The sequence below is a fragment of the Schnuerera sp. xch1 genome (assembly GCF_019931165.1).
Classification (GTDB): domain Bacteria; phylum Bacillota; class Clostridia; order Tissierellales; family Tepidimicrobiaceae; genus JAIOUP01.
In genome coordinates, this window is the sequence record NZ_JAIOUP010000009.1 from 18,635 (window position 1) to 43,783 (window position 25,149).

The 25,149-nt window shown below is 32.7% G+C and carries 15 protein-coding genes; 14 read left to right on the top strand and 1 reads right to left on the bottom strand.

The window, feature by feature from the left end; all coding sequences use genetic code 11:
- Positions 1-81 precede the first annotated feature (81 nt).
- The 13 genes from K8M07_RS07620 (at position 82) to K8M07_RS07680 (ending at position 22,258) form a co-directional block, all read left to right on the top strand.
- On the top strand, positions 82-1,101 hold the full coding sequence (locus K8M07_RS07620) for a stalk domain-containing protein (protein ID WP_223377405.1): 1,020 nt from the start codon (positions 82-84) through the stop codon (positions 1,099-1,101).
- A 314-nt stretch (positions 1,102-1,415) separates the two neighbouring features.
- Entirely contained in the window at positions 1,416-3,230 is a 1,815-nt protein-coding gene (locus K8M07_RS07625; protein WP_223377407.1) for an O-antigen ligase family protein, read from the top strand.
- Positions 3,231-3,330: 100 nt separating this feature from the next.
- Entirely contained in the window at positions 3,331-4,539 is a 1,209-nt protein-coding gene (locus K8M07_RS07630) for a GumC family protein (RefSeq protein WP_223377408.1), read from the top strand.
- 19 nt (positions 4,540-4,558) lie between these two features.
- Entirely contained in the window at positions 4,559-6,436 is a 1,878-nt protein-coding gene (locus tag K8M07_RS07635; protein WP_223377410.1) for a polysaccharide biosynthesis protein, read from the top strand.
- A 262-nt stretch (positions 6,437-6,698) separates the two neighbouring features.
- Complete coding sequence (locus K8M07_RS07640) at positions 6,699-7,982, top strand: efflux RND transporter periplasmic adaptor subunit (RefSeq protein WP_223377412.1); 1,284 nt, start codon at positions 6,699-6,701, stop codon at positions 7,980-7,982.
- Positions 7,982-11,089 (top strand): efflux RND transporter permease subunit, encoded by a 3,108-nt coding sequence (locus K8M07_RS07645; protein ID WP_223377414.1) that lies wholly within the window; start codon positions 7,982-7,984, stop codon positions 11,087-11,089. Before K8M07_RS07640 ends, K8M07_RS07645 begins: the two co-directional genes overlap by 1 nt.
- Positions 11,090-11,427: 338 nt before the next feature.
- Positions 11,428-16,905 (top strand): S8 family serine peptidase, encoded by a 5,478-nt coding sequence (locus K8M07_RS07650; protein ID WP_223377416.1) that lies wholly within the window; start codon positions 11,428-11,430, stop codon positions 16,903-16,905.
- A 128-nt stretch (positions 16,906-17,033) separates the two neighbouring features.
- Positions 17,034-17,750 (top strand): transposase, encoded by a 717-nt coding sequence (locus tag K8M07_RS07655; RefSeq protein WP_223377418.1) that lies wholly within the window; start codon positions 17,034-17,036, stop codon positions 17,748-17,750.
- A gap of 99 nt (positions 17,751-17,849) precedes the next feature.
- A complete protein-coding gene (locus tag K8M07_RS07660) occupies positions 17,850-18,833 on the top strand; it encodes an FAD-dependent oxidoreductase (RefSeq protein ID WP_223377420.1) in 984 nt (327 codons plus the stop codon).
- 24 nt (positions 18,834-18,857) lie between these two features.
- On the top strand, positions 18,858-19,001 hold the full coding sequence (locus K8M07_RS07665; RefSeq protein ID WP_223377422.1) for a hypothetical protein: 144 nt from the start codon (positions 18,858-18,860) through the stop codon (positions 18,999-19,001).
- A complete protein-coding gene (gene pdo, locus K8M07_RS07670) occupies positions 18,950-19,504 on the top strand; it encodes a protein disulfide oxidoreductase (protein WP_223377424.1) in 555 nt (184 codons plus the stop codon). Before K8M07_RS07665 ends, pdo begins: the two co-directional genes overlap by 52 nt.
- Positions 19,505-19,737: 233 nt before the next feature.
- Complete coding sequence (gene htpG, locus K8M07_RS07675; RefSeq protein WP_223377425.1) at positions 19,738-21,618, top strand: molecular chaperone HtpG; 1,881 nt, start codon at positions 19,738-19,740, stop codon at positions 21,616-21,618.
- A gap of 55 nt (positions 21,619-21,673) precedes the next feature.
- Positions 21,674-22,258, top strand: a complete 585-nt coding sequence (locus tag K8M07_RS07680; RefSeq protein WP_223377427.1) for a glycoside hydrolase family 73 protein — start codon at positions 21,674-21,676, stop codon at positions 22,256-22,258.
- Between the two features lie 87 nt (positions 22,259-22,345).
- Here K8M07_RS07680 and K8M07_RS07685 read toward each other — a convergent pair whose 3' ends face one another.
- The gene (locus K8M07_RS07685; protein ID WP_223377428.1) at positions 22,346-23,773 is read right to left on the bottom strand and encodes an aminopeptidase; all 1,428 of its coding nucleotides are present in this window, start codon (positions 23,771-23,773) and stop codon (positions 22,346-22,348) included.
- 248 nt (positions 23,774-24,021) lie between these two features.
- On the opposite strand from K8M07_RS07685, the gene K8M07_RS07690 reads away from it, so the two are divergent.
- Entirely contained in the window at positions 24,022-25,140 is a 1,119-nt protein-coding gene (locus tag K8M07_RS07690) for a coiled-coil domain-containing protein (protein ID WP_223377430.1), read from the top strand.
- Positions 25,141-25,149: the final 9 nt, after the last annotated feature.

The following is a 25,149-nucleotide window of genomic DNA, read 5'->3' on the forward strand; positions in this document are numbered from 1 at the left end:
AAAACAAGTCATATTTCCTTGATATCACTCATATAACAGTGGTATAATAATATATAAGAGTAAATTTATAGGGGGGATACTATGTTTAACTCTAAGTTTAAAAAAGCATTAGTTATTATGCTGGTATTGGTAATGTCTATAACTACAGTAGTTGTAGCTGCAAACAATATCTATACCAAACAACTAACAGCTACATATGGAAGAATCAAGTTTGAGGTAGATGGCAAAGATGTTACTCAAGAAATCGAGAATAAATATGATACGCCTGCTTTTGTGGTGGGTGAAAGGTCTTATGTGCCTGTAAGGGCTATTGCAGATTTAATGGGTCTAGAAATTGAATATGATAACAGCACTCATACTGCAAAGATTATAGACACTAAATCAGATGCTTATGAGGCAAAAATAACTAAGTTAGAAAAAGAATTAGAAGATTTAAAAAAAGATGTAGTAGAGGAAACGGATATTGAAGCTTTAGAGAAAAAATTAAATAAAGAATTCGGTATTTATGAGGATGTATACTTCGATATAGTACTGAAGGAAACTAGAAACAATATAAGTGTAACTGTAGAAATTGATTTCTCTAATTCTACTGATAGAAATAATTGGAATAGGATGACTACTAGTGTTAAAAGGGGATTAGTAGAAGATATAACAGATATAATAGCTAAAGAATTCCCAAACTTAGATATCACTGGTTCTGTATATGATACTTACTATGAAAATGATCTAATGACATTTAGCCAAAGAAAGAATGGTAGGATAAGTGTTTCATTTAGACGTTCTTCATCAGGGACTGGTATTGATTATTTAGATGAATTAGTGGCTGACGTATTTTATGACGAGTATATTGATGATGCAGAGGTTGATGATTTTAATGTAAGTTCATCTACTGTAAGCATGGTTATATCATTTTCAAATTACTATCGTGATGAATGGGAAGACCTTAGAACTAGTGATATAGAAGATATGCTAGATATAATAGCTGATGAAATAAACTATGATTATCCTGATAAATATGTAGATATAGAAATCTATAGAGGTAATAAATCCCAAGGACGTTATACAAGATCCTATAACTCAAATTATGGAACATTTAGGTAAACATTTAAAAATAAAATAATACAAAACTCTAGTGAAACCTATATGTTGATTGAACATGATGGCATGTGATATTTCTATATATGAATAATAAAATACTGTAATTAAAGCTATATATTAATTAAAGTTTAATATATGGCTTTTTTTATTTAGTAGGGAAGTGTTACTTTTTTCTGATCTTAGAACTTTCCGTAAATGAGTTTTAAGAAAAGCTACCTTTAATGCTTCGTTAGAAGTTCTTCTTATATAAAATCAAGTTGAAGTATGGTATAATATATATTATAACTTTAACATTAATCGTACTGGAGGTATCAGTTATGCAGAAAAGCAAAAGGAAACTCAGTTCACGAAAATATAGCTATACTTCTTTATCAATATTGTCATTAATATTAATAGTAGGTATAGTCCCCTTAGTAGTAAGGTTAAAAGCAGTACCTCTTGAAGGTGCTTCTGCTGCATTTAAAGTTGGACAAGAGGTAAATGCAGACTTTTTCTCCTATTATAAGATGGTATGGTTTATAGTATTTACATCCATTGGAACAGCAATATTTCTTATAAAATACTTTTTCTATGAGAATATATACATAAAGAAAACCAATATCTATTATCCAATGATTGTATATACTGCTTTTGTAATTCTATCCACCATATTTGCAACACATAGGGATGTAGCATTACAAGGATTCATGGATAGGTATGAGAATATGTATGTGCTTATAGGATATATGCTCTGCTTACTTTTAGCTATTAATATGATAGATAATGAAAAACAAGTTAAATATCTGTTATATACACTAGGAGTATCATCCATAATATTATCAGTTATTGGCATATTTCAATATGCAGGTTATGATTTATTTGCTTCAGATTTTGGAAAGAGTTTGATAGTCCCTTCTCGCTTTGCAGATTCCATGGATAGTATGAAATTTCAGTTTGGTGGAAGTAAGAGAATATATGGAACCCTATTTAATCCAAACTATGTAGGCGTCTATATGAGTATTATATTTCCTCTATCAGCTACCATGTTGATATTGGCTAAAGATGTTTTTACAAAAGTATTCTTTGGAATAGTAAGCATTTTATCACTTATAAATCTATTTGGCTCTGGTTCTAGAACAGGAATAATAAGTCTTGGTTTATATATTGTTCTTTTAATTGTTATATTCAGGAGTTTGATTATTAAAAGGTGGAAAGCATCATTAGTGATAATAGCCCTTCTAGGTGGGCTATTCTATGGAGCTAACCAATATACAGATGGACTTTTACAGAAGCGGTTGTTAGCTGTAAAGGATTCTATAGGCACGGTTCAAGTCAACAGTTTAAAGGACATTAACTTAGAGGATAATAGAGCTACTATAGCTATTGAGGATTATGAAATAAACATTTCATATGATGATGAAGGGTACCATTTTAAAAATGAGAACAATGATGATTTAGAAATTACAGAAAAAGAAAATAAGATTACTTTTGCAGAAGAACCTTATAACCAGCATGTATTTACGAAGTATGTTTACGAAGGTACGCCTCTATTAAGATCTCAAATACGTACCAATATCGGTTGGAGGAATTTTGACTTAGTAGTAGATGATGGGGAGTTTAAATTCCTTGGCTCTAAAGGGGAATTATCAGACTTGGAAAAGGCTCCAAGCTGGGGATTTAAAGGACGAGAAAGGATGGCATCTAGTAGAGGATATATTTGGTCTAGGTCTTTACCGTTGTTTAAGGATACATTCCTCTTAGGATATGGGCCAGACACTTATGCTTTACATTTCCCTAATGATGACTATTTCGGTAAACTAATAGGGATGAGCAGGATAAATATATTAGTAGATAAACCTCATAATTATTATATACAAACTGGAATCAACACAGGAGTTATCTCTTTAATAGCTGTATTAGCAATATTTTTTATGTATATTGTCTCCAGCATTAAATTATATATAGATAAGAAGGATTATGGTAATCTATATGAAACTGCTGGTATATCAATATTCTTTGCTGTTTGTAGTTACTTGATGGTAAGTGTACTAAATGATAGTGTAATTTCAGTAGCACCTGTATTTTGGATATTATTAGGTACTGGTATAGGAATAAATATTAAATTAAAGAAAGAAAGAATTGAAAATAAATAGCTACATAAATAGGGATAAAACCTTGTTTTTATCCCTATTTTAGTGTAAAATATGAAATAGTAATACATGGAAATTAATACTAAGATATGGAGGATCACATATGGAGGAAATCAGTTTAAGAGAACTAATAGAAATACTTATTAAAAGAAAAAAGTTAATCATCTTAATTACTGCATTTGCAGTATTAGCAGCTAGTATATTAAGCTTTTTTGTACTAAGTCCACAATATGAAGCAAAGATGATCTTGATGGCATCAAATTTGAGTGAACAGATCCAAAATAATGATGAAAATGGTAATGACAATCTAAATAATGTATTGGATACTATATCTCAATATCCAAGTATGAATTTAGAAACCTATAGACAACAGATAAAGACACCTGAAGTTATGCAAAAGACGATTGAGGATTTAGACTTGCAAGAAGAATATTCAGTGAGTTCCCTAGCAAACAGTATAACTCTTGAAACAGTTGAAAACACAGAATTAATCACTATAAAGATGCAACATACTAATCCAGAAAAAGCTGCTAAAATCGTTAACAAGGTAGGAGAAAATTTTATTTCTATAGTAGAGAGTAATGTTAAAGAGAAAACGAATAAGGCTTCTCAAGACATAGAGAAACAGATGGCAATAGAGAAGGAAAAGTATGATAAGGCTTTATTGGAACAAAAGGAGCTATTATCTCAGCCTAGAAATGCTGATGAACTTCAATTGGAATTAGGCGCAAAGTTAAAACAAATTACAAATTATAAGACTCAGTTGAATGATTTGACTATTAGAAAAGATGAATTGGAATCGGCCATTGCAACAGCAAAAAGTGAACCAAATAGGACCAATAGCTTAACTATAAGGCAATCATCCAGTGGCTCTGGAACTATGAATTTGGTACTTGATGACACTGAGAAAGCTTTAAAAATAAATTTAGCTGAAGTGCAAGCAGGAATAAAAAGCACGACGAATAAAATAGCGGACATGGAAGAGGATATAGAAAACTTAAGGATAGAACTTCAAGATAAAGTACATAAGGAAGGATTAATTGAGCAAAAGGTAGATATTGCGCAGACAACATATGAAGCTTTTGTAGAAAAATATGAAGAACTTAAAGTAACTGGGTCAACAGAAATAGGAGAGGCAAGTATTTCAGTTATTTCTAGTGCACATCCTTCAAATAATCCTGTTGCGCCTAGAAAGATGTTAAATATAGCAATAGCTTTAGTATTGGGAGTTATGGTAGGAGTATTTATAACCTTTTTCGTAGAATATTGGCAAAGTACAGAAGATACAAAATTGAATAAGGAGAAAATTTAATAACAGGGGAGTTTTTATTATGCAAAAAAGTAAAAAAGTCATATTATTATTGATCTTTGATGTTGTATTGATAAATCTATCTTATCTATTAGCGTTGTATTTAAGATTTGAAAGGAATATTGAATTAAGGTATTTAGAAACATATATAAGTAATGCAATCCTTCTAACTATGATAAAACTAGCGGTATTTCATTATTTTAAATTATATAAAAGCATATGGAAATATGCCAGTATAGATGAATTGATTAATATAACGGCGGCGTGTATTGTTGCAAATGCTGGAGCTTTAAGTTTTCTGGTCATTATGCAATCCCATCTTCCTAGATCTGTGTACATAATGGTTACTATATTGGATGTTATGCTCGTTGGTGGTATGAGATTTAGTGTTAGGGCATTAAGAAAGATAAAAAATGGTGTTATCATACCTAAAGGCAGTTATAGAAGGATTATGATAATTGGTGGTGGAGATGCAGGAGCCATGGTCATAAGGGAGTATAATAACCATACCCAATTAAATAGTAAGCCAGTTGCAATAATTGATGATGATGTTAAAAAACAAGACCTAATAATTCGGGGTGTTCCTGTATTAGGTAGGAGGGATGATATACCTAGATTAGCTGAGGAAATGGAGATAGATGAGGTTATAATTGCAATACCCTCAGCCGATAGAAATGAAATAAGAGAGATTGTTGAAGTATGTAGACAAACCAAGTGTAAACTTAAAATACTTCCTGGCATGTATGAATTGATTGATGGAGATGTAAGTATCAAAAAGATAAGGGATGTTCAGATAGAAGACCTTCTAGGCAGAGATGAGGTAAGATTGAATGTAGAGGAAATAAGTTATTATATAAAAGGAAAAGTAGTATTGGTTACAGGTGGTGGCGGTTCTATTGGTTCTGAATTATGTAGACAGATTGCAAGATTTAAACCAAAGGAATTGATTATACTGGATATATATGAAAATAACGCATATGAAATTCAGAATGAGCTATTGAGGACTCATGATGATTTGAATCTTAAAACAGTTATAGCTTCAGTTAGAGATAAACATAGAATAGATGAAATAATGGAAAAGGAAAATCCAGAGGTTGTATTCCATGCAGCTGCTCACAAGCATGTTCCTCTTATGGAGGATAGTCCCAAGGAAGCGATCAAAAACAATGTGTTTGGAACTTTGAATATAGCTAGGTCTGCAAACGAATATGGAGTTAAAAGGTTTGTTATGATTTCAACAGATAAGGCAGTAAATCCAACCAATGTGATGGGGGCTTCCAAACGAATATGTGAAATGATCATACAGTCTATAAATGAAATAAGCAATACAGAGTTTGTAGCTGTAAGATTTGGGAATGTTTTAGGTAGTAATGGAAGTGTTATTCCCCTCTTTAAGAAACAAATAGAAGAAGGGGGGCCAGTCACAGTAACTCATCCAGAGGTAGTTAGGTATTTTATGACTATTCCTGAAGCTGTAAGATTGGTAATTCAAGCAGGAGCCATGGCTAAAGGCGGAGAAGTATTTGTATTGGATATGGGAGAACCTGTTAAGATAATGGATTTAGCAAAGGATTTAATAAAATTGTCAGGATTTGAACCAAATGTAGATATTCCAATAAAAATAATAGGGTTAAGACCTGGTGAGAAACTATTTGAGGAGTTATTGTTAGATGAAGAAGGGATTAGTTCAACTGAACACAATAAAATATTCATAGGTAAGCCTACATTCTTTGATTATAAGCTACTATTAAAATATTTAAATGGATTAGATGATATAATACATAATGAAACAGATAATGATTTAAAGGAATACCTGGAAAACATGGTGCCAACATATAAAAATAAGGACTGTGTAAATGAACAACTATGCAATAATGAAATAGCGGCAACTAAAGAATAGTAAACGTGATGAAAGATTACATACTAATTAATTTCTAAAACATCTTATGTGTAGAAATATTCATAAGATGTTTTTTTGCATTTTTTATTTCTATTGACAAAACTATTTAATAGATGTATTATATAGATATTATATAAGTAAGTACTAACATACATAAAAATTTTAAATATTACAAATGTGGCAGAAGTAAAGGAATCCTTTCTATATAGATAATTGAAGATAAGATATTAAATAATACTTTAATGCAAGGAGTGATTAAGTTATGAACAAAAGAAAGAGTTTTATTATTATATTAGCTTCACTTGTAATTGTAGGAGGTATAATAATTTTTAAAAACATTAAGGATACTGTAGACAGTAAAAGTGTTACAACACACACAGAAACTGAGACAGATCTTGGGATACCAGTTAAGCTAGAAAATGTAAGTAAAGGTGATATTGTTGAATCCATAAACTATATTGGAACAATAGAGCCTAAGAAATCTACAACTATTTCACCAACTATTGCAGGACAGATAGTTGAAGTTTATGTTGAAGAAGGAGTTAAAGTAAAAGCTGGTGATTTATTGGTTAAAATTGATGATAGTCAACTTGATGCAAGCCTTAAAACATCACAGAAAAAACTAGAAACTTTGAAGACTAATTATAACTATTTAGTTGATAAAGTTGATGAGTTTTATGATTCAAATCCATTGATTAAAAAGCTGGAGAATGCTCAATCAAATTATGAATTTTTAAAGGAAGAAAGAGATAAACATGAGAAGTTATATGATGAAGGAGCAATTTCAAAGAGTGCATACGATAAAATTCAACAGGAAACAGATACAGCACGTCTTCAATTTGAGGAATTAGAGGCAACCATAGATGATAAATATAATCAATTAGTACATGAGAAAGATATGGCAGAGAAACAAATAGAAGAATTGAATTCATCAATAAATGAACTAAATAATAAAATAGGAGATACTCTCATAAAAGCACCTATAGATGGAGTTGTAAAAATGGTTGAAGGCAATGTAGGGGATTTAGCTGCTGTTGGTAAACCTTTGGTTGCGATAGATAATAACGAAGAAATAATTGTAAAAATAAATGTACCTGAAAGTGATATTAGCAAGATGTCAATAGGAAGTAAGGCTTTGTTGGGAATGAATGGTGTAGACGATGAAATAACGGCAGAAGTAAGTAAAGTTATTCCTAATATTAATCCTAATACTAGAATAGGCATGGTAGAAATAGGTCCAATAAAAAATGAGAAGCCTGACCTATTGTTTTCGGGGAATAGCACAAATACAAGAATAGTGACAAATGAAGTAAAAGATAAATTAATTATACCTAAGAATTCAATAAAGAAATTAAAAGGGAAAGACGTTGTATATTTATATAAGGATGGTGTGGTCAAAGAAGTTGAAATTGAAACAGGAATTACCGTTGGAGAGAATACAGAAGTCGTAAGTGGGTTAAAAGAAGGAGACAAAATAGCAGTAACAAACTTATCAAAATTACTTGATGGTGCTAAGGTATATGCTTTTAAAGGAGAAGATAAATAATGAATATAGGTGGATTTTCAATTAAAAATAAATATTTCATTTTATCTATTGCCATAGCTATAGTAATCTTTGGAATTTATTCAAGGGTAACTATGAAAACACAGATGTCTCCAGATACAAATGCTCCCACTGTGACGGTGATTACTCAATATCCAGGTGCTTCATCTCAAGATGTAGTAAAAGATGTAGTAGAACCAATGGAAGATGAATTTGGACAGTTAGAGGGTATTTACAATGTAAAATCTACAAGTCAGGATAATATAGCTATAATAACATTGGAGTTTGACTATGCTATAAATACTGACGAAGCAGCGATAGATATACAAAATTCAGTAAGCAGAATTAGAAATAAATTGCCTCCCAACATTAGTGAGCCTAGAATTTTAAAATTTGACTCATCACAAAAGCCAGTAGTTACGCTAAGTTTAAAAAGTGACTCTGTAGATATGAGAACTGTTAGACAAATAGCTGAAGATGAAATTGGCTACAGCTTACAATTGCTTGATGGTGTTGCTTCAGTTGATATGTTTGGAGGATATAATTCACTAGTTAAAGTAAATATTGATAAAAATAAGCTCGCATCCTATGGACTTACTTTACAACAGGTATCTTCAGTTTTAGCTCAGAATAATATAAAGGCACCTGGTGGAAAGCTAGTTGATGCTAATAAGGAAGTGTTAGTAAGAGTTGAGGAAGATTTAAACTCAATAGATGATATAGAAAATATTAGGATACCGTTAAAAGATGGAAACATGGTTTACTTAAAGGATATAGCTCAAGTAGAACTATCTACAGAGGATTTAGAAAGTAATTACAGACATAAAGGAAATGAATCGATTGCATTGATGGTTTTGAAGACGACGGATGCTAATACAGTAGAGATTGTTGAAGATATTAAAGAAGAGGTAAAGATCTTAGAAGAGCAATATCCTTTTATTCAATTTGAGATAGCTCAAGATGATTCAGTATTTACCAACCAAATGGTTGATAATATGTCATCTAGCGTATTGATGTCAATGATATTTACAATAATTATTATAATGCTTTTTATCTCCAATATTAGTCAGTCATTGGTAGTTTCCATTTCAATGCCATTGGTATTTTTAACGTCCTTGACATTAATGAAGTTTTCAGACATGAAATTAGACATGGTTACCCTTTCGGCGCTGATATTGAGTATAGGATTTGTTGTTGATACGTCAATAATTGTTGTTGAAAACATAACAAAGCATAGGCAAGAAAATGGCAAGGAAATAGCTTTAGCAGCTATAGAAGGTACTAATGAAATAGCGATGCCTAGTATTGCAGGAGCAACGACTACATTAATAGTTTTAATACCTCTTTTATTTATAGAGGGTTTTGTTGGAGAGATGTTCACGCCATTGTCTTTAACTGTAATCTATGCAATAAGTGCATCTCTAGCAATAGCGCTTTTGATTATACCGCTTTTAACGGTGATGTTTAATAAATTCAAATTTACAAAAGCGGAGAAGTTAATTACTAGAATTACATTACCTTGGAACAAAATAATGGATAGGTTAAGGGAATTTTATATTAAAGTTCTGGATTTAGCTTTAAAAAACAAGATAAAAACACTATTAATAGCTTTATTTCTTTTAGTTTTAGGGGGAAGGTTCTTAATTAGTAATGGGATGGAAATGCTTCCTCAGTTTGATAGTGGAACGACATATGTTTCAATCGAGATGGAGCCAGGAACGATGCTAGAAGAAACAAGTGCTGCAGTAGAACAAGTTGAAAATTTCCTAGCAGAAGAACAGATTGTTGTAAATCATGATGCTCAGATAGGTTATGAAAAGGGCAGCAACTTGCTTGGTGATTTTGGAGTAATGGGTACTAATCAAGCTCTTATGACCATTAATTTAACGCCAAGGACAGAAAGAGAAGAAACCATATGGGATTTTCAAGAGAAGCTGCGTCGAGAGATAGAAGGAATTGCTGGAATCAAGAGGTATTCTGTTAAAGAGTTAGGAGGAACTGCAAATGCAAATGCCAAGGCGCCAATAGATATAAAGATAAGCGGTTCTGATCAGGAGATACTTTATGATATTGCAGATAATTTGCAAAAAGAGATTAGTAAAATAGAAGGAACTACAAATTTATATAAAAGCTTTAATATGGATAACTTACAGCTTAATGTAAAGATGAACGAGTCACGCATTCAAGAATTAGGGCTTACAAATGCAGCGGTAGCAAATCAAATCTATACCTCAATAGAAGGTATTGTAGGAACTGATATAGATATAGGAGAAACGGAAAATGTAGGGATTTCAGTTCAATATTTGGATGAGTACAAAGAATCTGTAGATAGTTTGTTGGATGTTTATATTGACACCCCTATAGGGGTTAAAGTGCCTCTAAGAGAAGTTGCAGAAGTGGAATTAAACGAAAGAGCAAATATTATCACTAGGGAGGACCTAGAATATACAATTGATATATTAGGATATACCCATTCAAGGGCTTTTAGTCATATAACTAGAGATATTAATGATGTAATTGAAGAGTATCCTCTACCAAGCGGATATTCAGTTGAAATAATAGGCGAACAGCAAAATATGTCAGATTCAGCTCAAGATATGATATTCCTTTTATCATTATCCATAGTATTTATTTACTTAATACTAGTACCACAGTTTAAGTCCTTTTTGCATCCTATTACAGTAATGGCAGCAATACCTCTTGTTGTTATAGGTGTAGCTCCAGCATTAGGATTGACAGAAAAGTATATGTCAATGCCTGTACTTTTAGGATTTATTCTCCTGGCTGGTACAGTTGTTAACAATTCAATACTTCTTGTAGAATTTATTGTAGAAAGAAGAAAAGAAGGAATGGAATTAAATGAATCCATATCAGAAGCAGTAAAATCTAGATTTAGGCCTATAATGATGACTGCACTTTCTGATATTACGGGTATGCTTCCTCTAGCAATGCAACTTGCATTAGGGTCAGAAAGATTTTCGCCTCTTGCAATTACAGTTATAGGAGGTATGACTGCAGCAACATTTTTAACAATGGTTATAATCCCAGTAATTTATGCACTCTTTGAAGGAATTAAAAACAGATTTAAAAAACATACTACTAATGCGTAAATAATAATTTTAGAGCATCTTATGAATAGAAATATTCATAAGATGCTTTTTTAGTACTAATATAAAATGAATATAAGGAAGAAAGATATAGGTAGTTATGACTATTATTATAAGGATGTTTGTACATTATACACAGTAAAATGGCATATAATACAGTTTTTCTTAGACTAAATGTGCTAGTGAGGAATAATATACATAAATTCCAATACTTGACACGACATTACAATTAATGTAAACTTTTTATAAAGACAGATAAGGTAAAATATTTTACTAGACTAAAGGTAAGGAGGTGCACATTAGGTTAATAAGTTTATAAAAACCAAAGGGGGTAACTATTGATGTTAAGAAACAGAAGAGTTTCAAAAGTGCTATCTCTAATAATCGTTATGATTATGGTATTGGGAAGCTTTACATCGATTGTTAGCGCACAAGAGAACAAGATTAACTCAGCAAGGGTAGACCTAGAAGAAAAAGCATCAATGAAGATTGAAGCTGACGTTAAGGATGACTTAGAAAAAGAAGGTCAGGCAGAAGTTTTAGTATATATGGAGGATCAGGTTGATACTAAGATGATTGCTAAAGCTACAAAATCTGCAGTATCAGAAAAGATGACCCCATATAATACTAGACTTGAAGTTAGGAAAGGTGTAGTAGAAGCTTTAAAGGACAAGGCAGACTCAACTCAAACTAATCTGTTAAACTATCTAGAGCAAGAAAAGGAAAAAGGGAATGTAGAAGAATTTAAATCCTATCATTTAGTCAACATTGTATATGTAAAGGCTACAGAAGAAGTAATAGAAAACATATCCTATATGACAGAAGTAGGAAAGATCTACAAGAATAATACTTATCAAATGGACATATCCATAACTGACAGAGATGTACGATTAACATCTAAAGATATACAACAAGCATCTACAGAGCCAGAATGGAACATAACAAGAGTAGGAGCAGATCAGTCTTGGGACTTAGGAGTTGATGGAGCAGGTATAGTAGTGGGTTCTTTAGATTCAGGAGTGGATTGGACTCATCCAGCACTACATGATAAGTGGAGAGGGTATGATCCAAATACAGGAGAAACCGATCCATCTAAGAGCTGGTTTGACCCAGTATATGGAGCTAACTTGCCAGAGGATTCAGATAGCCATGGGACTCACGTAATGGGGACAATGGTTGGACAAGAACCAGATGGAAGCAATCCGGTAGGTGTAGCACCAGGAGCAAAATGGATAACAGCAAGGGTATTTAATACAGCTGGTTCAACCACAGATAAGATTCTTTTAGATGCAGCAGAATGGATGTTGCACCCTGGAGGAGATTCAACAGCAGCACCAGATGCTGTTAATAATTCTTGGGGAGGACTCGATGGAATCGATGACTGGTATAGAGATGCTGTAATAAATTGGAGATCAGCAGAGATATTCCCAGTATTCTCAGCAGGGAATCAGAGACCAGGGGAGCCAGAACCATGGCCAGGATCAATATCATGTCCAGCAAACTATCCAGAGAGCTTTGCAGTAGCAGCAGTCAACCGAAATGATGAAAGAGCAAGCTTTTCAAAATTAGGTCCATCGCCATATGATGAAACGCTAATTAAACCGAACATATCAGCACCTGGAGTAAACATATACTCATGTATACCAGGGGGATATACAAGCGGATACTCAGGCACATCAATGTCAGCACCACATGTAACAGGAACGGTAGCATTGTTATTGTCAGCAAATGCTTCTTTAGCATTAGAAGACATAGAACAGATTCTATCAGAAACAGCAGACCCATTAACAGATGATGAATATCCAGAATCACCAAACTTTGGATATGGATACGGTATGGTTAATGCATTTGAAGCAGTATCACAAGTAGCATCAGGTACAGGGATAATAGAAGGTAAGGTACTAAAAGAAGGAGAAGACCTAGAGGATTTAGTAATAGAACATGAGCAAGAGATAACTGAAGTATATGCAGGCTCAGAGATAGAAATTGAAGCAAGAATAACAGATGACGTATCAGTAGTAGAAGCAGAATTATTGGTAAAACCAGAAGGTAAATCCTATTGGTTCTTAGTACCAATGGATAGGATATCAGGGGATCATAAGGACGGTATTTATACAGGGACAATAACTCACGATATGCTCTTAGGAGATGGATTAGTATACAAGATAAGAGCAAGAGACTATGCAGGAGAAGCGGTAGTAACACAAGATTATAACATAGATATAAATTTTGGTGTAGTTCCAGATGAATATACTCAAGGTTTTGAAGACAATGCTTTAGGTTGGACAATGGAGGGAGATTGGGAATGGGGACCAGCAGTAGCTGATTTCGATCCTGTTCCATATGAAGGAGAGAATCTTGCAGGTACAGTGCTTGGTGCAAATCATAGTAATAGTGCTGATGATTGGATGATAACTCCTCCAATAGATTTAAGAGATGATACGCTAGAAGCGGCAACATTAAGATTTAATCATTGGCTTAACACTTATCATGATTATGACTATGGTACAGTACTTGTAACCAATGATTATGGTGAAACATGGACACAAATAGGGCCAGAATATACAGGCGATCTATCCAATTGGCAAGAAGTAGTAGTCAATCTTGAGGATTATATTGGTTCTACTAATCCAGTATTTGTAGCATTTAGATTTATATCCAATTCCTATACTCAAAGAGAGGGATGGTATATTGATAATGTTAGATTGGTAGGAGTGGATACGGAAGCTCCTGCAGCACCTTTAGATCTTAATGCAGAGGCGAATATAAGAGGAATCAAGTTAACTTGGGAACCTTCATCTGAAGGAGACTTAGATCACTATAACGTATATAGGGCAGAAACTGCAGGAGGCCCATATACTCTAGTATCTGAAGTAGCAACCAATAAATTTGTAGATATGGAAGCTCCACATGATGTAGAACAATTCTATGTAGTAACTGCAGTTGATTTTTCAGCGAATGAAAGTTCATATTCCAATGAATCAAGTGCAGTAGCTGTACCATATACAGAGTTATTTGGTACTGATTTTGAAAAAGACAATGGAGAATTTGTAACAGGAGTGACTGAAGGAACTGCTAATGATTGGGAATGGGGAATTCCAACCTCTGGACCAAATGCAGCAGCTTCAGGAGAAAAATTATGGGCAACAAATCTTGATGGAGACTATACGGGAAATAACAATTCATATATTGAATCTCCTGCTATAGAAATACCTGAAGATAATGATGTTGTATTAACATTTACTCATTGGTATGATTTTGAAGGAACAAGCACATTATGGGATTATGGTCAAGTAATGATCTCTAATGATGACGGAGAAACATGGGTAAACATTACACCAACAGAAGAAGGAAAATATGGTAGTCGAATACAAGAATGGTTTACTGAAGAGATATCATTAAATGAATATGCTGGAGACACTATAAAGATAAGATTTTTCTTCCATTCAGATGGGATTATCTATTATAGTGGTTGGTATGTAGATGATGTCTATGTAATGGCAGCAGCTCAAGAGGAAGAGCCAGAGATTAATCCAGAATCAGAGCATGGAATTGAACTTGAACCAAATCCAGAAGAATTAGCTAGAAGAGAGGATTATGTAGAACCAGCAGAACCAAGCTATAAAATAGAAAGAAGTAAAGTAGAAACAGACAATTATGAAACAGTATCAGATGAGGAAGTTGCAAACACACCTTTAGCAAGAGGTACTGGAATTCCAGTAGAAGAAGGTGTAATTACAGTACTAGAAACAGGTAGAAGCGTTAAAACAGATCCTGCTACTGGTGAATACAGTATGAGAGTTCCTAAGGGAGATTATACTCTAAGAGCAGAAGCTTATGGATATTATGCAGAGGACGTAGAAGTTAGTGTAGATGAAGACGAAATCGTAAGTGAAACATTCATACTAGATCCAAAACCTCGTGGAACGATTACAGGTACAGTATTTGATAGATACTATGGTGATCCAGCATCTAATGCTTTAATAACAGTAGTAGAGGATCCAAAGGTAGAGCCAGTTGTTGCAGATGAAGATGGTAACTTTACTATACCAGATATTATAGTGGGAACATATACATTAAAGGTAGTAGCAGATGGATTTGAACCAGGGGAATTTACTGTAGAAGTAGAAGATGAAGGAGTAACAGAAGTTGAACTAGGATTAAAGAGATTCGTAGGTTATGAAGAAGAAATAATCTATGATGATGGAACTGCAGAAAATGCATTGGTATTAAACGAAGCACCAAATGGATTGGCAGTAAGATTTACACCAGATGAATATGGAAAAGTAAAAGGTACCAACATATACCTCTGGGGTACTGATTGGCCAAGTCCAGGAGGAAATAGGTTAGGATTTACAATATATGATATAGATGAAAATGGCAATCCAGTACAGGTAGGAGATCCAATATTTATAGACGATTTAGTAAGAGGGGATTGGAACTATATAGATTTATCAAGCTTTGGATTCTCAACAGAAGACGATTTCTATATATCAACAATACAAGATAAGCCAGGTACTAGTTGTCCAGGAACAGGAATAGACGAAGCATCTGAATACGCAGATAGATCATATATGAACATTGATGGAGAATTCCAATTAATATCATCCGAGGGCATAGTTGGAGGACTCATGATAAGAGCAGTCATGGAATATTCCGTATCAACTCCAGAAATAACAAACCTTGAAGAGATAAACTATACAAACCAAGATAGTATAACTGTAGAAGGAACAGTTACAGCAGACGGTAAGGTCAATGTATATGTTAACGGAGAAAAGGTAACTTCTATAGATTCTGAGAATAAGATGTTTACAGCTGAAGTAGAATTACCAGAGGCAGAAAACACAATAATGGTAACAGCTGAAATGGATGGAGTAGAGACAGAACCTTGCCCAGAGGTAACAGTAATAAAAGACCAAGTGCTACCAACATTGGAAGTAGAAAGACCACTAGATAATGCTAAGATCAATGAAGAGGTTGTCCATGTAGAAGGAAATGTAACTGACGATATTGGATTATCACAGCTATTAATAAATGAGAAGGAAGCAGAAGTAGATGAAGAAGGTAACTTCCACGAAAGATTAATTGTAAATGAAGGTGAAAATTTAATCACTGTATCAGCAATTGACTTAGCAGGTAATGAAACAATTGTTGAGAGAACAGTATCTGTTGAATTAGGAGAACCTACTATTACAAATATCTTACCTGATGAAGATGTAGAACTTACAGCAGGAGATGAATTAGAAATAAGCTTTAATGCTCCTACAGGAGGTTCAGGATATTATAGGATACTGCTTCCATTTGGATCATCAGGTGACGATTTAGGAACTCCAATGCCTGAAACTGATGGAGTGTATTCAGCAACTTGGACAGTACCAGAAGGCTTAGTAGCAGCAGATCTACAAATTCAGGTAATATATGTAAGTGAACATGGAACTAAGGTATCAGAAATAGCTCCAGGAAGAGTGACCATTGTAGATGATGAAGATGAAGAGACAGCTATTACTAATATTCAGCCAGAGAATGATGTAGAGCTTACAGCAGGTGATACATTGGATATTAGTTTTAATGCTCCAACTAGTGGAGAAGGATACTACAGAATATTACTTCCATTTGAAATGGCAGATAATAATGGAATTCCTATGACTGAAATATCAGAAGGATTATATGCTGAAACTTGGACAGTACCAACAGGACTAATAGCAGCCGATATGCAAGTTGAGGTTGTATTTATAGATAGTGACGGTACTAGAGTATCTGAAATAGCAGATGGAAGGGTAACAGTAATAGAGGATACCAACAATATCCAGTTAATGTAGTAAATAATATGTGATAAGGTATAAAATAAGGACTCTGAGATAATCTCAGAGTCCTTATTTTGATTAGGGGACGGTACTTGACTTTTATTTATAAGTAATATATAATTCAACTGAGGAGTGTGAATAAGTTGCCAAGAACTGCTAGAGTAAAAGATATATATGGAATTTATTATATTAATCAAGTAGGTACTGAAGATAGAGATCTTTTTTGTAATGATTTAGATAGAGATAAATTTTTATCTATTCTAAGGAGCTCCAAAAAAGTGAATGATTTTAAACTTTACGCTTATTGTGTTTCTGATTCAAATGAATATCATCTCGTTATTTGTGCTAATGGTTCTGATATTTCAAAGATAATGAAAGAGATTAATATCAAGTATGCCATGTATGTAAATTACTCAGCTCCCATATTTAAGGATAGATATAGAAGTGTATTGATTAGAGATGTAGATCATTTGATTTCAATATTAAATAAAATTCATGCTACTGAGGAGAAATGTAATAATAAATTTAATAGTTATTGTTTGTTTAATGATGGGTATATATGTGACAATAGTTTGTTGGATAAGATAGATTTTAATTCACTAACCGAGACTGATGATTGCTTGACTGAGATATCTGAATGTAAAGATTGCATTAAAACTCTAGAGGAAGGTTTAGATAAGCTTAACGAAATAGCAGATTGTAAAGGGATTACTACAGAAGAACTAATGACTAATAAATCTTTAAGAAATGACCTAATAAGACAATTTAGGAGAAATTCTACTTTATCTTTAAAAGAATTAGCAGAAATCTTTGGTGGTCTATCCGAATCTTCTATTTGCAAGATATTAAATTGTAATTAGTATTATATGATAAACTTAGAATTTTCATTTGGGGGCAATTGAATTTATTTTTACTAATACATTCAAGTACCGTCCCTTTAAAGTTATAGGAGGTATGTTATGAATATTGAAGTTAATATTAATTTAACAAACAATTTACAAAAAGATAATAGATTGGACGGTAATATAGTCTATGACATTATAGTAGTTGGTGGAGGCCCGGCAGGGCTTAGTGCAGCTTTATACTCAAGGAGAAAGGGTGCAAAGGTAGGGCTAATTGTTAAAGACGTTGGAGGTCAAGTAGTTAATACTTCCACTGTAGAAAATTATTTAGGCTATTCATCCATAAGTGGGGAAGATCTTATGAAAAGATTTCAAGAACATGTTAACAACGTAGATGTTCCTATTTCTAAGTATTCTGCTGTTGAAGCGTTGCGAGTAGTAGAAGATTCACCTATAAAAGAGGTTCTTCTATCTGATGGTTCTTCATATAAAGCAAGATCAATTATTCTTGCTACTGGGAGTAGGTCCAGAAAACTTAACGTTCCAGGAGAAGAAGAGTTTTTAGGTAAAGGTGTTGCATATTGTGCTATTTGTGATGGACCTTTGTTTGCAGGTACTGAAGTAATAATAGCAGGAGGAGGTAATTCTGCTGTGGAGGCAGCTATTGATTTAGCTAAAATTGCTAGTAAAGTAACTCTTGTACATCGAAGTCAATTTAGAGCAGATGAAATACTAATTGAACAACTAGAGAAGTTGGATAATGTAGATATTCATTTAAATACACAAATACAGGAGATTGTTGGCGAGAAAATGGTAACAGGAGTTAATGTATTAGATAAACTCGCAGGAGATGCTTATACTATACCTGCTAGCGGTGTATTTGTGGAAATTGGATATATACCAAATAGTGAGCAGTTCAAGGATGTTATTAAGTTAAATGACAGAAGAGAAATTGTTGTAGATAAATATGGGGAGACCAATGTTAAAGGAATATTTTCAGCTGGAGATGTTACTGATAGTGCGTACAAACAGATTATTATAGCTGCTGCAGATGGAGCAAAGTGCGCTCTATCAGCTAATGGATATTTAAATACTTTATAAAAAATTAGGAGGGTTATTATAAAAATGTTAAATGAAGATGCTAGAACACAATTAAAAGGGATATTTGAAGGAATGGATAAGGATGTAACCATAGTATTGTTTACGAAGAAAGAAGCATGTCTACATGTGAGGAAACACAATCATATATTGAGGAAATATATTCCATAAGTGAAAAACTACATTTAAAACTTTACGATATAAATGTAGATAAAGACTTAGCTAAAGAATATAATGTTAGTCTGGTGCCAAGTATTATAATACTTGATGATAATGAGAATTATAAAGGTATAAAATTTAATGGAATACCTGCAGGTCATGAAATAAATTCATTAGTAACTTCTATACTTGAAGTTTCTGGTAAGTCAGAGCGTTTGACAGATAAAACCATAGAAAGGCTTAGCAACATTTCGAACCCTATAGATATAAAAGTCTTTGTTACACTTGGTTGTCCTCATTGTCCTGGAGCAGTAGGAAAAGCTCATAAATTAGCATTGGAGAATTCAAATATAAATGCGGAAATGATAGAAGCTGAAACTTTCTTTGAGCTTTCTCAAAAATATAATGTATCTAGTGTTCCTAAAATAGTAATAAATGATAAGTATGAGTTCGTAGGAGATCAACCTCTTGATGTATTCTTGGATAATATTGAGAAAGCAAATAAAAGAGCATAGAATAACAATGATTTTGGGAAAACTATTTATTCTAGGATAAGGATGACGCCCTATTGATAGAGATATCAATGGGGTGTTTTTTATATGATGTTATTCAAATTTCTTATGTAAACGTATTGACTTAATATATAGAATATGATAAATAAAAAATATGGGCTAGCACTCTATGCATAAGAGTGCTAATGTAAGATGATATATATAATAAATTTTTACTTATAAAGGAGAGGTTTACTATGGGAACAAAAGCATTTAAGGCAGAATCTAAAAGACTGTTGGATTTGATGATTAACTCGGTTTATACCAATAAGGATATATTCTTAAGAGAGCTTATTTCAAATGCCAGTGATGCCATAGATAAGATATACTATAAGGCATTGACTGATTCTTCATTAAAGTTCAATAAAGATGATTATTATGTCAAGATTATTTCTGATAAGGATAACAGGATTTTAAAAGTTCTAGATACTGGAATAGGTATGACTAAAGAAGAACTTGAGGAGAATTTAGGTACTATTGCTAAAAGTGGGTCCTTTGATTTTAAAAAAGCTAATAAATTAAAAGATGGATATGATATTATAGGACAATTTGGAGTAGGATTTTATTCAGCTTTTATGGTTTCGGATACTGTTACTGTAATAACTAGGGCATTAGAAAGTGACCAAGGCTATAAATGGGAATCTAAAGGAGCTGATGGGTATAGTATAGAGCCTTATAGTAAGGATTCTGTAGGGACAGAGATTATATTAAAGATAAAAGAAAATACTGAAGATGAAAAGTATGATCAGTATTTAGATGAGTATAAATTAAAGTCTATTGTTAAGAAGTACTCTGATTTTGTCAGATATCCAATAAAGATGAATCTAACTAAGCGTAAGCCTAAAGAAGGTAAAGATGACGAATATGAAGAATATGTTGAAGAAGAGACTGTAAATAGTATGATTCCAATATGGAGAAGGAATAAGAAAGAGCTTAGTAAAGAGGATTATGAAAATTTCTATGCTGAAAAGCGTTATGGTTTTGATAAGCCAGTTAAATATATTCATATTAGCGTAGAGGGTATGGTGAAGTATAATGCAATATTGTATATACCTGAGAAGATTCCATATGATTACTATACAACAGAATATGAAAAGGGATTGGAGTTGTATTCTAACGGAGTATTGATTATGAATAAATGTGGAGAGTTATTACCTGATTACTTCAGTTTTGTCAAGGGAATGGTTGATTCTGAAGATTTATCTTTAAATATTTCTAGAGAAACGCTACAACATACTAGGCAGCTTAGACTAATAGCCAAAAATATTAAAAATAAGATTAAAAGCGAATTATTGAATTTACTTAATAATGAGAGGGAAGAATATGAGAAATTCTATGAATCCTTTGGGAGACAGTTAAAATATGGAGTATATAGTGATTTTGGTAGAAATAAAAAAATGTTGCAGGATTTACTAATGTTCTATTCTTCAAAGGAGAAAAAGTTAGTAACCTTAGATGAATATATTTCTAGAATGCCTGAAGATCAGAAATATATCTATTATGCTACGGGAGATTCCAATGAGAGGATAGAGAGATTACCACAAACTGAATTAGTATTGGATAAAGGATATGAGATATTATACTTTACTGATGATGTAGACGAGTTTGCTATAAAGATGATGATGGAATATAAGGATAAAGAGTTTAAATCAGTATCCAGTGAGGACTTAGGTATAGAACCGGAAGAAGATGAAAAGATGAATGATTCTGATGAAGATGAGAATAAGAAGCTATTTGAAGAGATGAAAAACATATTGTCCGATAAGGTTAAGGATGTTAGAGCATCACAGAGATTAAAAAACCATCCAGTATGTTTAACAAATGAAGGAGAAGTTTCAATTGAGATGGAAAAGGTGCTTAGTACTATGCCAAACAATCAAAACATAAAGGCGGATAAGATTCTAGAAATCAACATCAAACATGATGTTTTTAAATCTCTGTTGAATGCATATGAAAATGATAAGGATAAGCTAAATATCTATACAAACTTATTATATAATCAAGCACTTTTGATTGAAGGATTGGATATAGATGATCCAATAGAGTTTACTGACAACATGTGTAAATTGATGATCTAATAGTAAAAATTCCTTTCCAGTTTATATATAATAACTAGAAAGGAGTTGAAATATTATGAATAAAAAGGAATTCATAGAAGTGGTAGGCAAGGCAGCACAAGAAAATTATCGTGAATACGGTATATTGCCTAGTTTAGTTATAGCTCAGGCTATCCTTGAATCAGGTTGGGGAGATAAGGCCATAGAAAATAATATATTTGGAATTAAAGCAGGTTCATATTGGACAGGAAAGATTACCATAAGGGAAACAAAGGAATGGGATGGCTGCAAATATTTTAATAAGAAAGCTAAATTTAGAGCATATGATAGTATTAAAGATAGCATAAGAGACTATTTAGAATTGATAGGTAAATCTAAAAGATATAAAAGGATTAAAGAAGCTAAAGACTATAGAGAAGCTGTAAAATTCATATATGAAGCAGGCTATGCGACTGACCCTAAATATGGTGATAAACTGATACAGATAATCGAATATAATAAACTATATCAATACGATAAAATACAGGAGCCACTAAGTCCTTGGGCAGTTGAAGCATGGGAGTGGGCTATGGACAATGGTATAACTGATGGAACCAACCCTAAAGATAATATGACAAGAGAACAGGGCGTTACCATGCTATACAGGCTAATTAATGAATAATAGGTTTTTCGCTGATGCTTATAGGATGATACTTTCCTATTCTGAGCGTCAGCGAGTTTATAAACCTATTTTAAATCACAAGAGGCATTATGCTTGGAGGAAAGCATTATAGCCTTTATATGTCATATATACATCCACTTTGCTTGCAATTTCATAAGGTGCGTGTACGCTTAGTAATGCTACTCCGCAGTCTACCACGTCCATTCCATAGTTTGCGAGTATATAAGCTATAGTTCCTCCACCACCTTGATCGACTTTTCCTAGTTCACCCATTTGCCATATTACATTATTATCATTGAATATTTTTCTAATCTTACTTATATATTCAGAATTTGCGTCATTGCTTTCTCCTTTACCTCGTGAACCAGTATACTTGACTATGGTTACCCCCTTACTTATAAAGGGAGAATTTCTTTTATCTAGGACATCAGGGTAATTGGGATCAAATGCACCTAGGGTATCTGCAGAGAGCACAGAGGAATTTGCCAATGCCCTTTTTACGATTAATTCTGAATAGTTTTCTTCTGTAAGATCAATTAATTCTGAAACCACATTTTCAAAGAATTTTGACTTCATACTTGTATTTCCGACGCTACCTATTTCCTCTTTATCCACAAATAAAGCTACAGCTGTCTTGTTTGGAGCATCCACATCTAATATAGCTTTAAGAGAAGTAAATGCACAAACCCTATCATCCTGCCCATATCCTCCAACCATGCTTCTATCTATACCGACATCTCTTGATTTACCTGCAGGGACTACTTCGAATTCTGCAGTGGTAAAGTCTTCTTCTTTCATTCCATACTTTTCATTAAGTATATTGAGTACATTTAATTTGATTTTTTCACCTATTTCACTATCATCATAAGGTATACTTCCGATAATGATATTTAAGCCTTCACCAGAAATTCCTTCATCCATTTTCTTTTTCATTTGATCTTTAGCTAAATGTGGTAGAAGATCAGTTATGAAGAACACTGGATCGTCTTCATCCTCGCCAATCACAACATCAAATTTTTCTCCATCTGATTTTATTACGACTCCATGTAATGCTAATGGTAATGTAACCCATTGATATTTTTTTATTCCACCATAATAATGTGTTTTCAATAGAGCGAGGTCTTCTTCTTCATAAAGAGGAGATTGTTTTAAGTCCAATCTTGGAGCATCTAAATGGGATCCAATGATATGCATTCCCTTTTCTAGGTTTTCTTTTCCTAGTACGAATAATGCAACAGCTTTATCCTTGTTATTTGCATATATTTTCATACCAGGGGTAGGTTTGATTCCCTTCTTCTTTATTTTGTCTATTGATATGTACCCCTTTTCAGATGCCGTCTTTATTATTTCTTTAGCTGATTCTCTTTCAGTTTTTCCTTTATTCAAAAAATCTTTATACTCTTCATTAAATGAAAAAACCTTTTTTCTTTCGCTGTTATTTAATGTTTCCCATGCGTTTTTCCATTTATGAGTCAAAGTTTCTTGAAGCTTTTCCCCTTTTGATTTATTAGCCATTTAAATCCCTCCAAATATATTTATAAATTTTAAATATTATGATATATCCATATGTTTCTATTGTCAATAGCATGACCAAATGAATAAGAGTTTTATTCATTTAATATAGAAAGTATTGAAATCTTTGTGCTTAATACTTATATAAAATTAATTAGGTAGTGATTATTGTGTTTATTTTCCCTAATAAGAAGGAAAAGAGCAATTTAATGTCTAATATATTATAGAAGAGTGGATTAGGAGTGAAATGTATGTTTAAACACATCAGTAGGATAAAAATTTGGATATCGCTTTTGATTTTAGTACTTATGTTGACCGTTACATCTTCTAAAATGATAGCACAGAGGGATACGATAACGGAAATGGAAGAAAAGCTGATGGATATTTCTGATGAGGAGAGAATAATTCTTGAGTCATTGTTCATTCAAGCCCAACAGATTGAAGAATTAGAAAGAGAAAAAGGTAAGCTTACTGAAAAGATAGAAGTAATGAAAGAAGAGATAGCCAATATAGAAACCCTAATTGAACAGGAGACCAACAATTATGAAGGAAAGCTTAATATTTTAAAACAAGTACTCAGGAGTTATCAGAGAATGGGGCCTAGTTCGTATATAGAGATCATATTAGATGCGGATAGTGTGACCAATTTGCTTAGGAGAATAAATACCTTGAGGGATTTAACCAGAAATACTGGAGAATTACTTGAGTCAATTGATGGTATCAAGAATAACCTTTTAGTTAAAAAGAATAATTTACATAAAAAGTTGTTACTTTTGGAGAAAACAGAAAATGATCTTGAAATAACAATGAATAAAGAAGAACAGAAGATTAAGGAACTGGAGAGACAGTTAGCCTCCCTAAAAGGTGATCTCGAATATTATCAAGAGAAACTAAATAGTGTAATGTCAATGATGGACAAGCTTTCAATTTTGATGACTGACATGACTAGGGAATTTTCAAATATTATAGAAGAAGGAAATTTACCTGAAAGTGCGGTTAGATATGAGCTTACTTCTGAAGGTATAAAGGTAAGTATAGAAGAGGATATACTTAATAAGGTAATTAATCATAATCCCAATTTACCTGATATTATATTACATTTTTATCCTCAGAGAGTTAAGATGGAATTACCTGAGATGGATCTTGTTTTAAATGGTTCGTTTGTTATATTGGATCAGCAAACTTTAAGATTTGAAGTAAAGGAAGGTAGTTTATATGGAATGTTGCTTAATAACGAGACTATTCAAGAGTTTTTTAAAGAAGGAGACTTTATATTAAATTTGAAACCTTTAATATTGAAAAATATTTTAAAGAATGTGGAGACTTTTGAAGGATATATGGAGTTGACTGTTCAAATAAATTTAAATTAATGTATTTAG

Excerpts from the sequence above, each read along its gene's own strand:
- K8M07_RS07620 (WP_223377405.1), top strand. The coding sequence starts at position 82 with ATGTTTAACTCTAAGTTTAAAAAAGCATTAGTTATTATGCTGGTATTG.
- K8M07_RS07625 (WP_223377407.1), top strand. The coding sequence starts at position 1,416 with ATGCAGAAAAGCAAAAGGAAACTCAGTTCACGAAAATATAGCTATACT.
- K8M07_RS07630 (WP_223377408.1), top strand. The coding sequence starts at position 3,331 with ATGGAGGAAATCAGTTTAAGAGAACTAATAGAAATACTTATTAAAAGA.
- K8M07_RS07635 (WP_223377410.1), top strand. The coding sequence starts at position 4,559 with ATGCAAAAAAGTAAAAAAGTCATATTATTATTGATCTTTGATGTTGTA.
- K8M07_RS07640 (WP_223377412.1), top strand. The coding sequence starts at position 6,699 with ATGAACAAAAGAAAGAGTTTTATTATTATATTAGCTTCACTTGTAATT.
- K8M07_RS07645 (WP_223377414.1), top strand. The coding sequence starts at position 7,982 with ATGAATATAGGTGGATTTTCAATTAAAAATAAATATTTCATTTTATCT.
- K8M07_RS07650 (WP_223377416.1), top strand. The coding sequence starts at position 11,428 with ATGTTAAGAAACAGAAGAGTTTCAAAAGTGCTATCTCTAATAATCGTT.
- K8M07_RS07660 (WP_223377420.1), top strand. The coding sequence starts at position 17,850 with ATGAATATTGAAGTTAATATTAATTTAACAAACAATTTACAAAAAGAT.
- K8M07_RS07665 (WP_223377422.1), top strand. The coding sequence starts at position 18,858 with ATGTTAAATGAAGATGCTAGAACACAATTAAAAGGGATATTTGAAGGA.
- pdo (WP_223377424.1), top strand. The coding sequence starts at position 18,950 with ATGTCTACATGTGAGGAAACACAATCATATATTGAGGAAATATATTCC.
- htpG (WP_223377425.1), top strand. The coding sequence starts at position 19,738 with ATGGGAACAAAAGCATTTAAGGCAGAATCTAAAAGACTGTTGGATTTG.
- K8M07_RS07680 (WP_223377427.1), top strand. The coding sequence starts at position 21,674 with ATGAATAAAAAGGAATTCATAGAAGTGGTAGGCAAGGCAGCACAAGAA.
- K8M07_RS07685 (WP_223377428.1), bottom strand. The coding sequence starts at position 23,773 with ATGGCTAATAAATCAAAAGGGGAAAAGCTTCAAGAAACTTTGACTCAT.
- K8M07_RS07690 (WP_223377430.1), top strand. The coding sequence starts at position 24,022 with ATGTTTAAACACATCAGTAGGATAAAAATTTGGATATCGCTTTTGATT.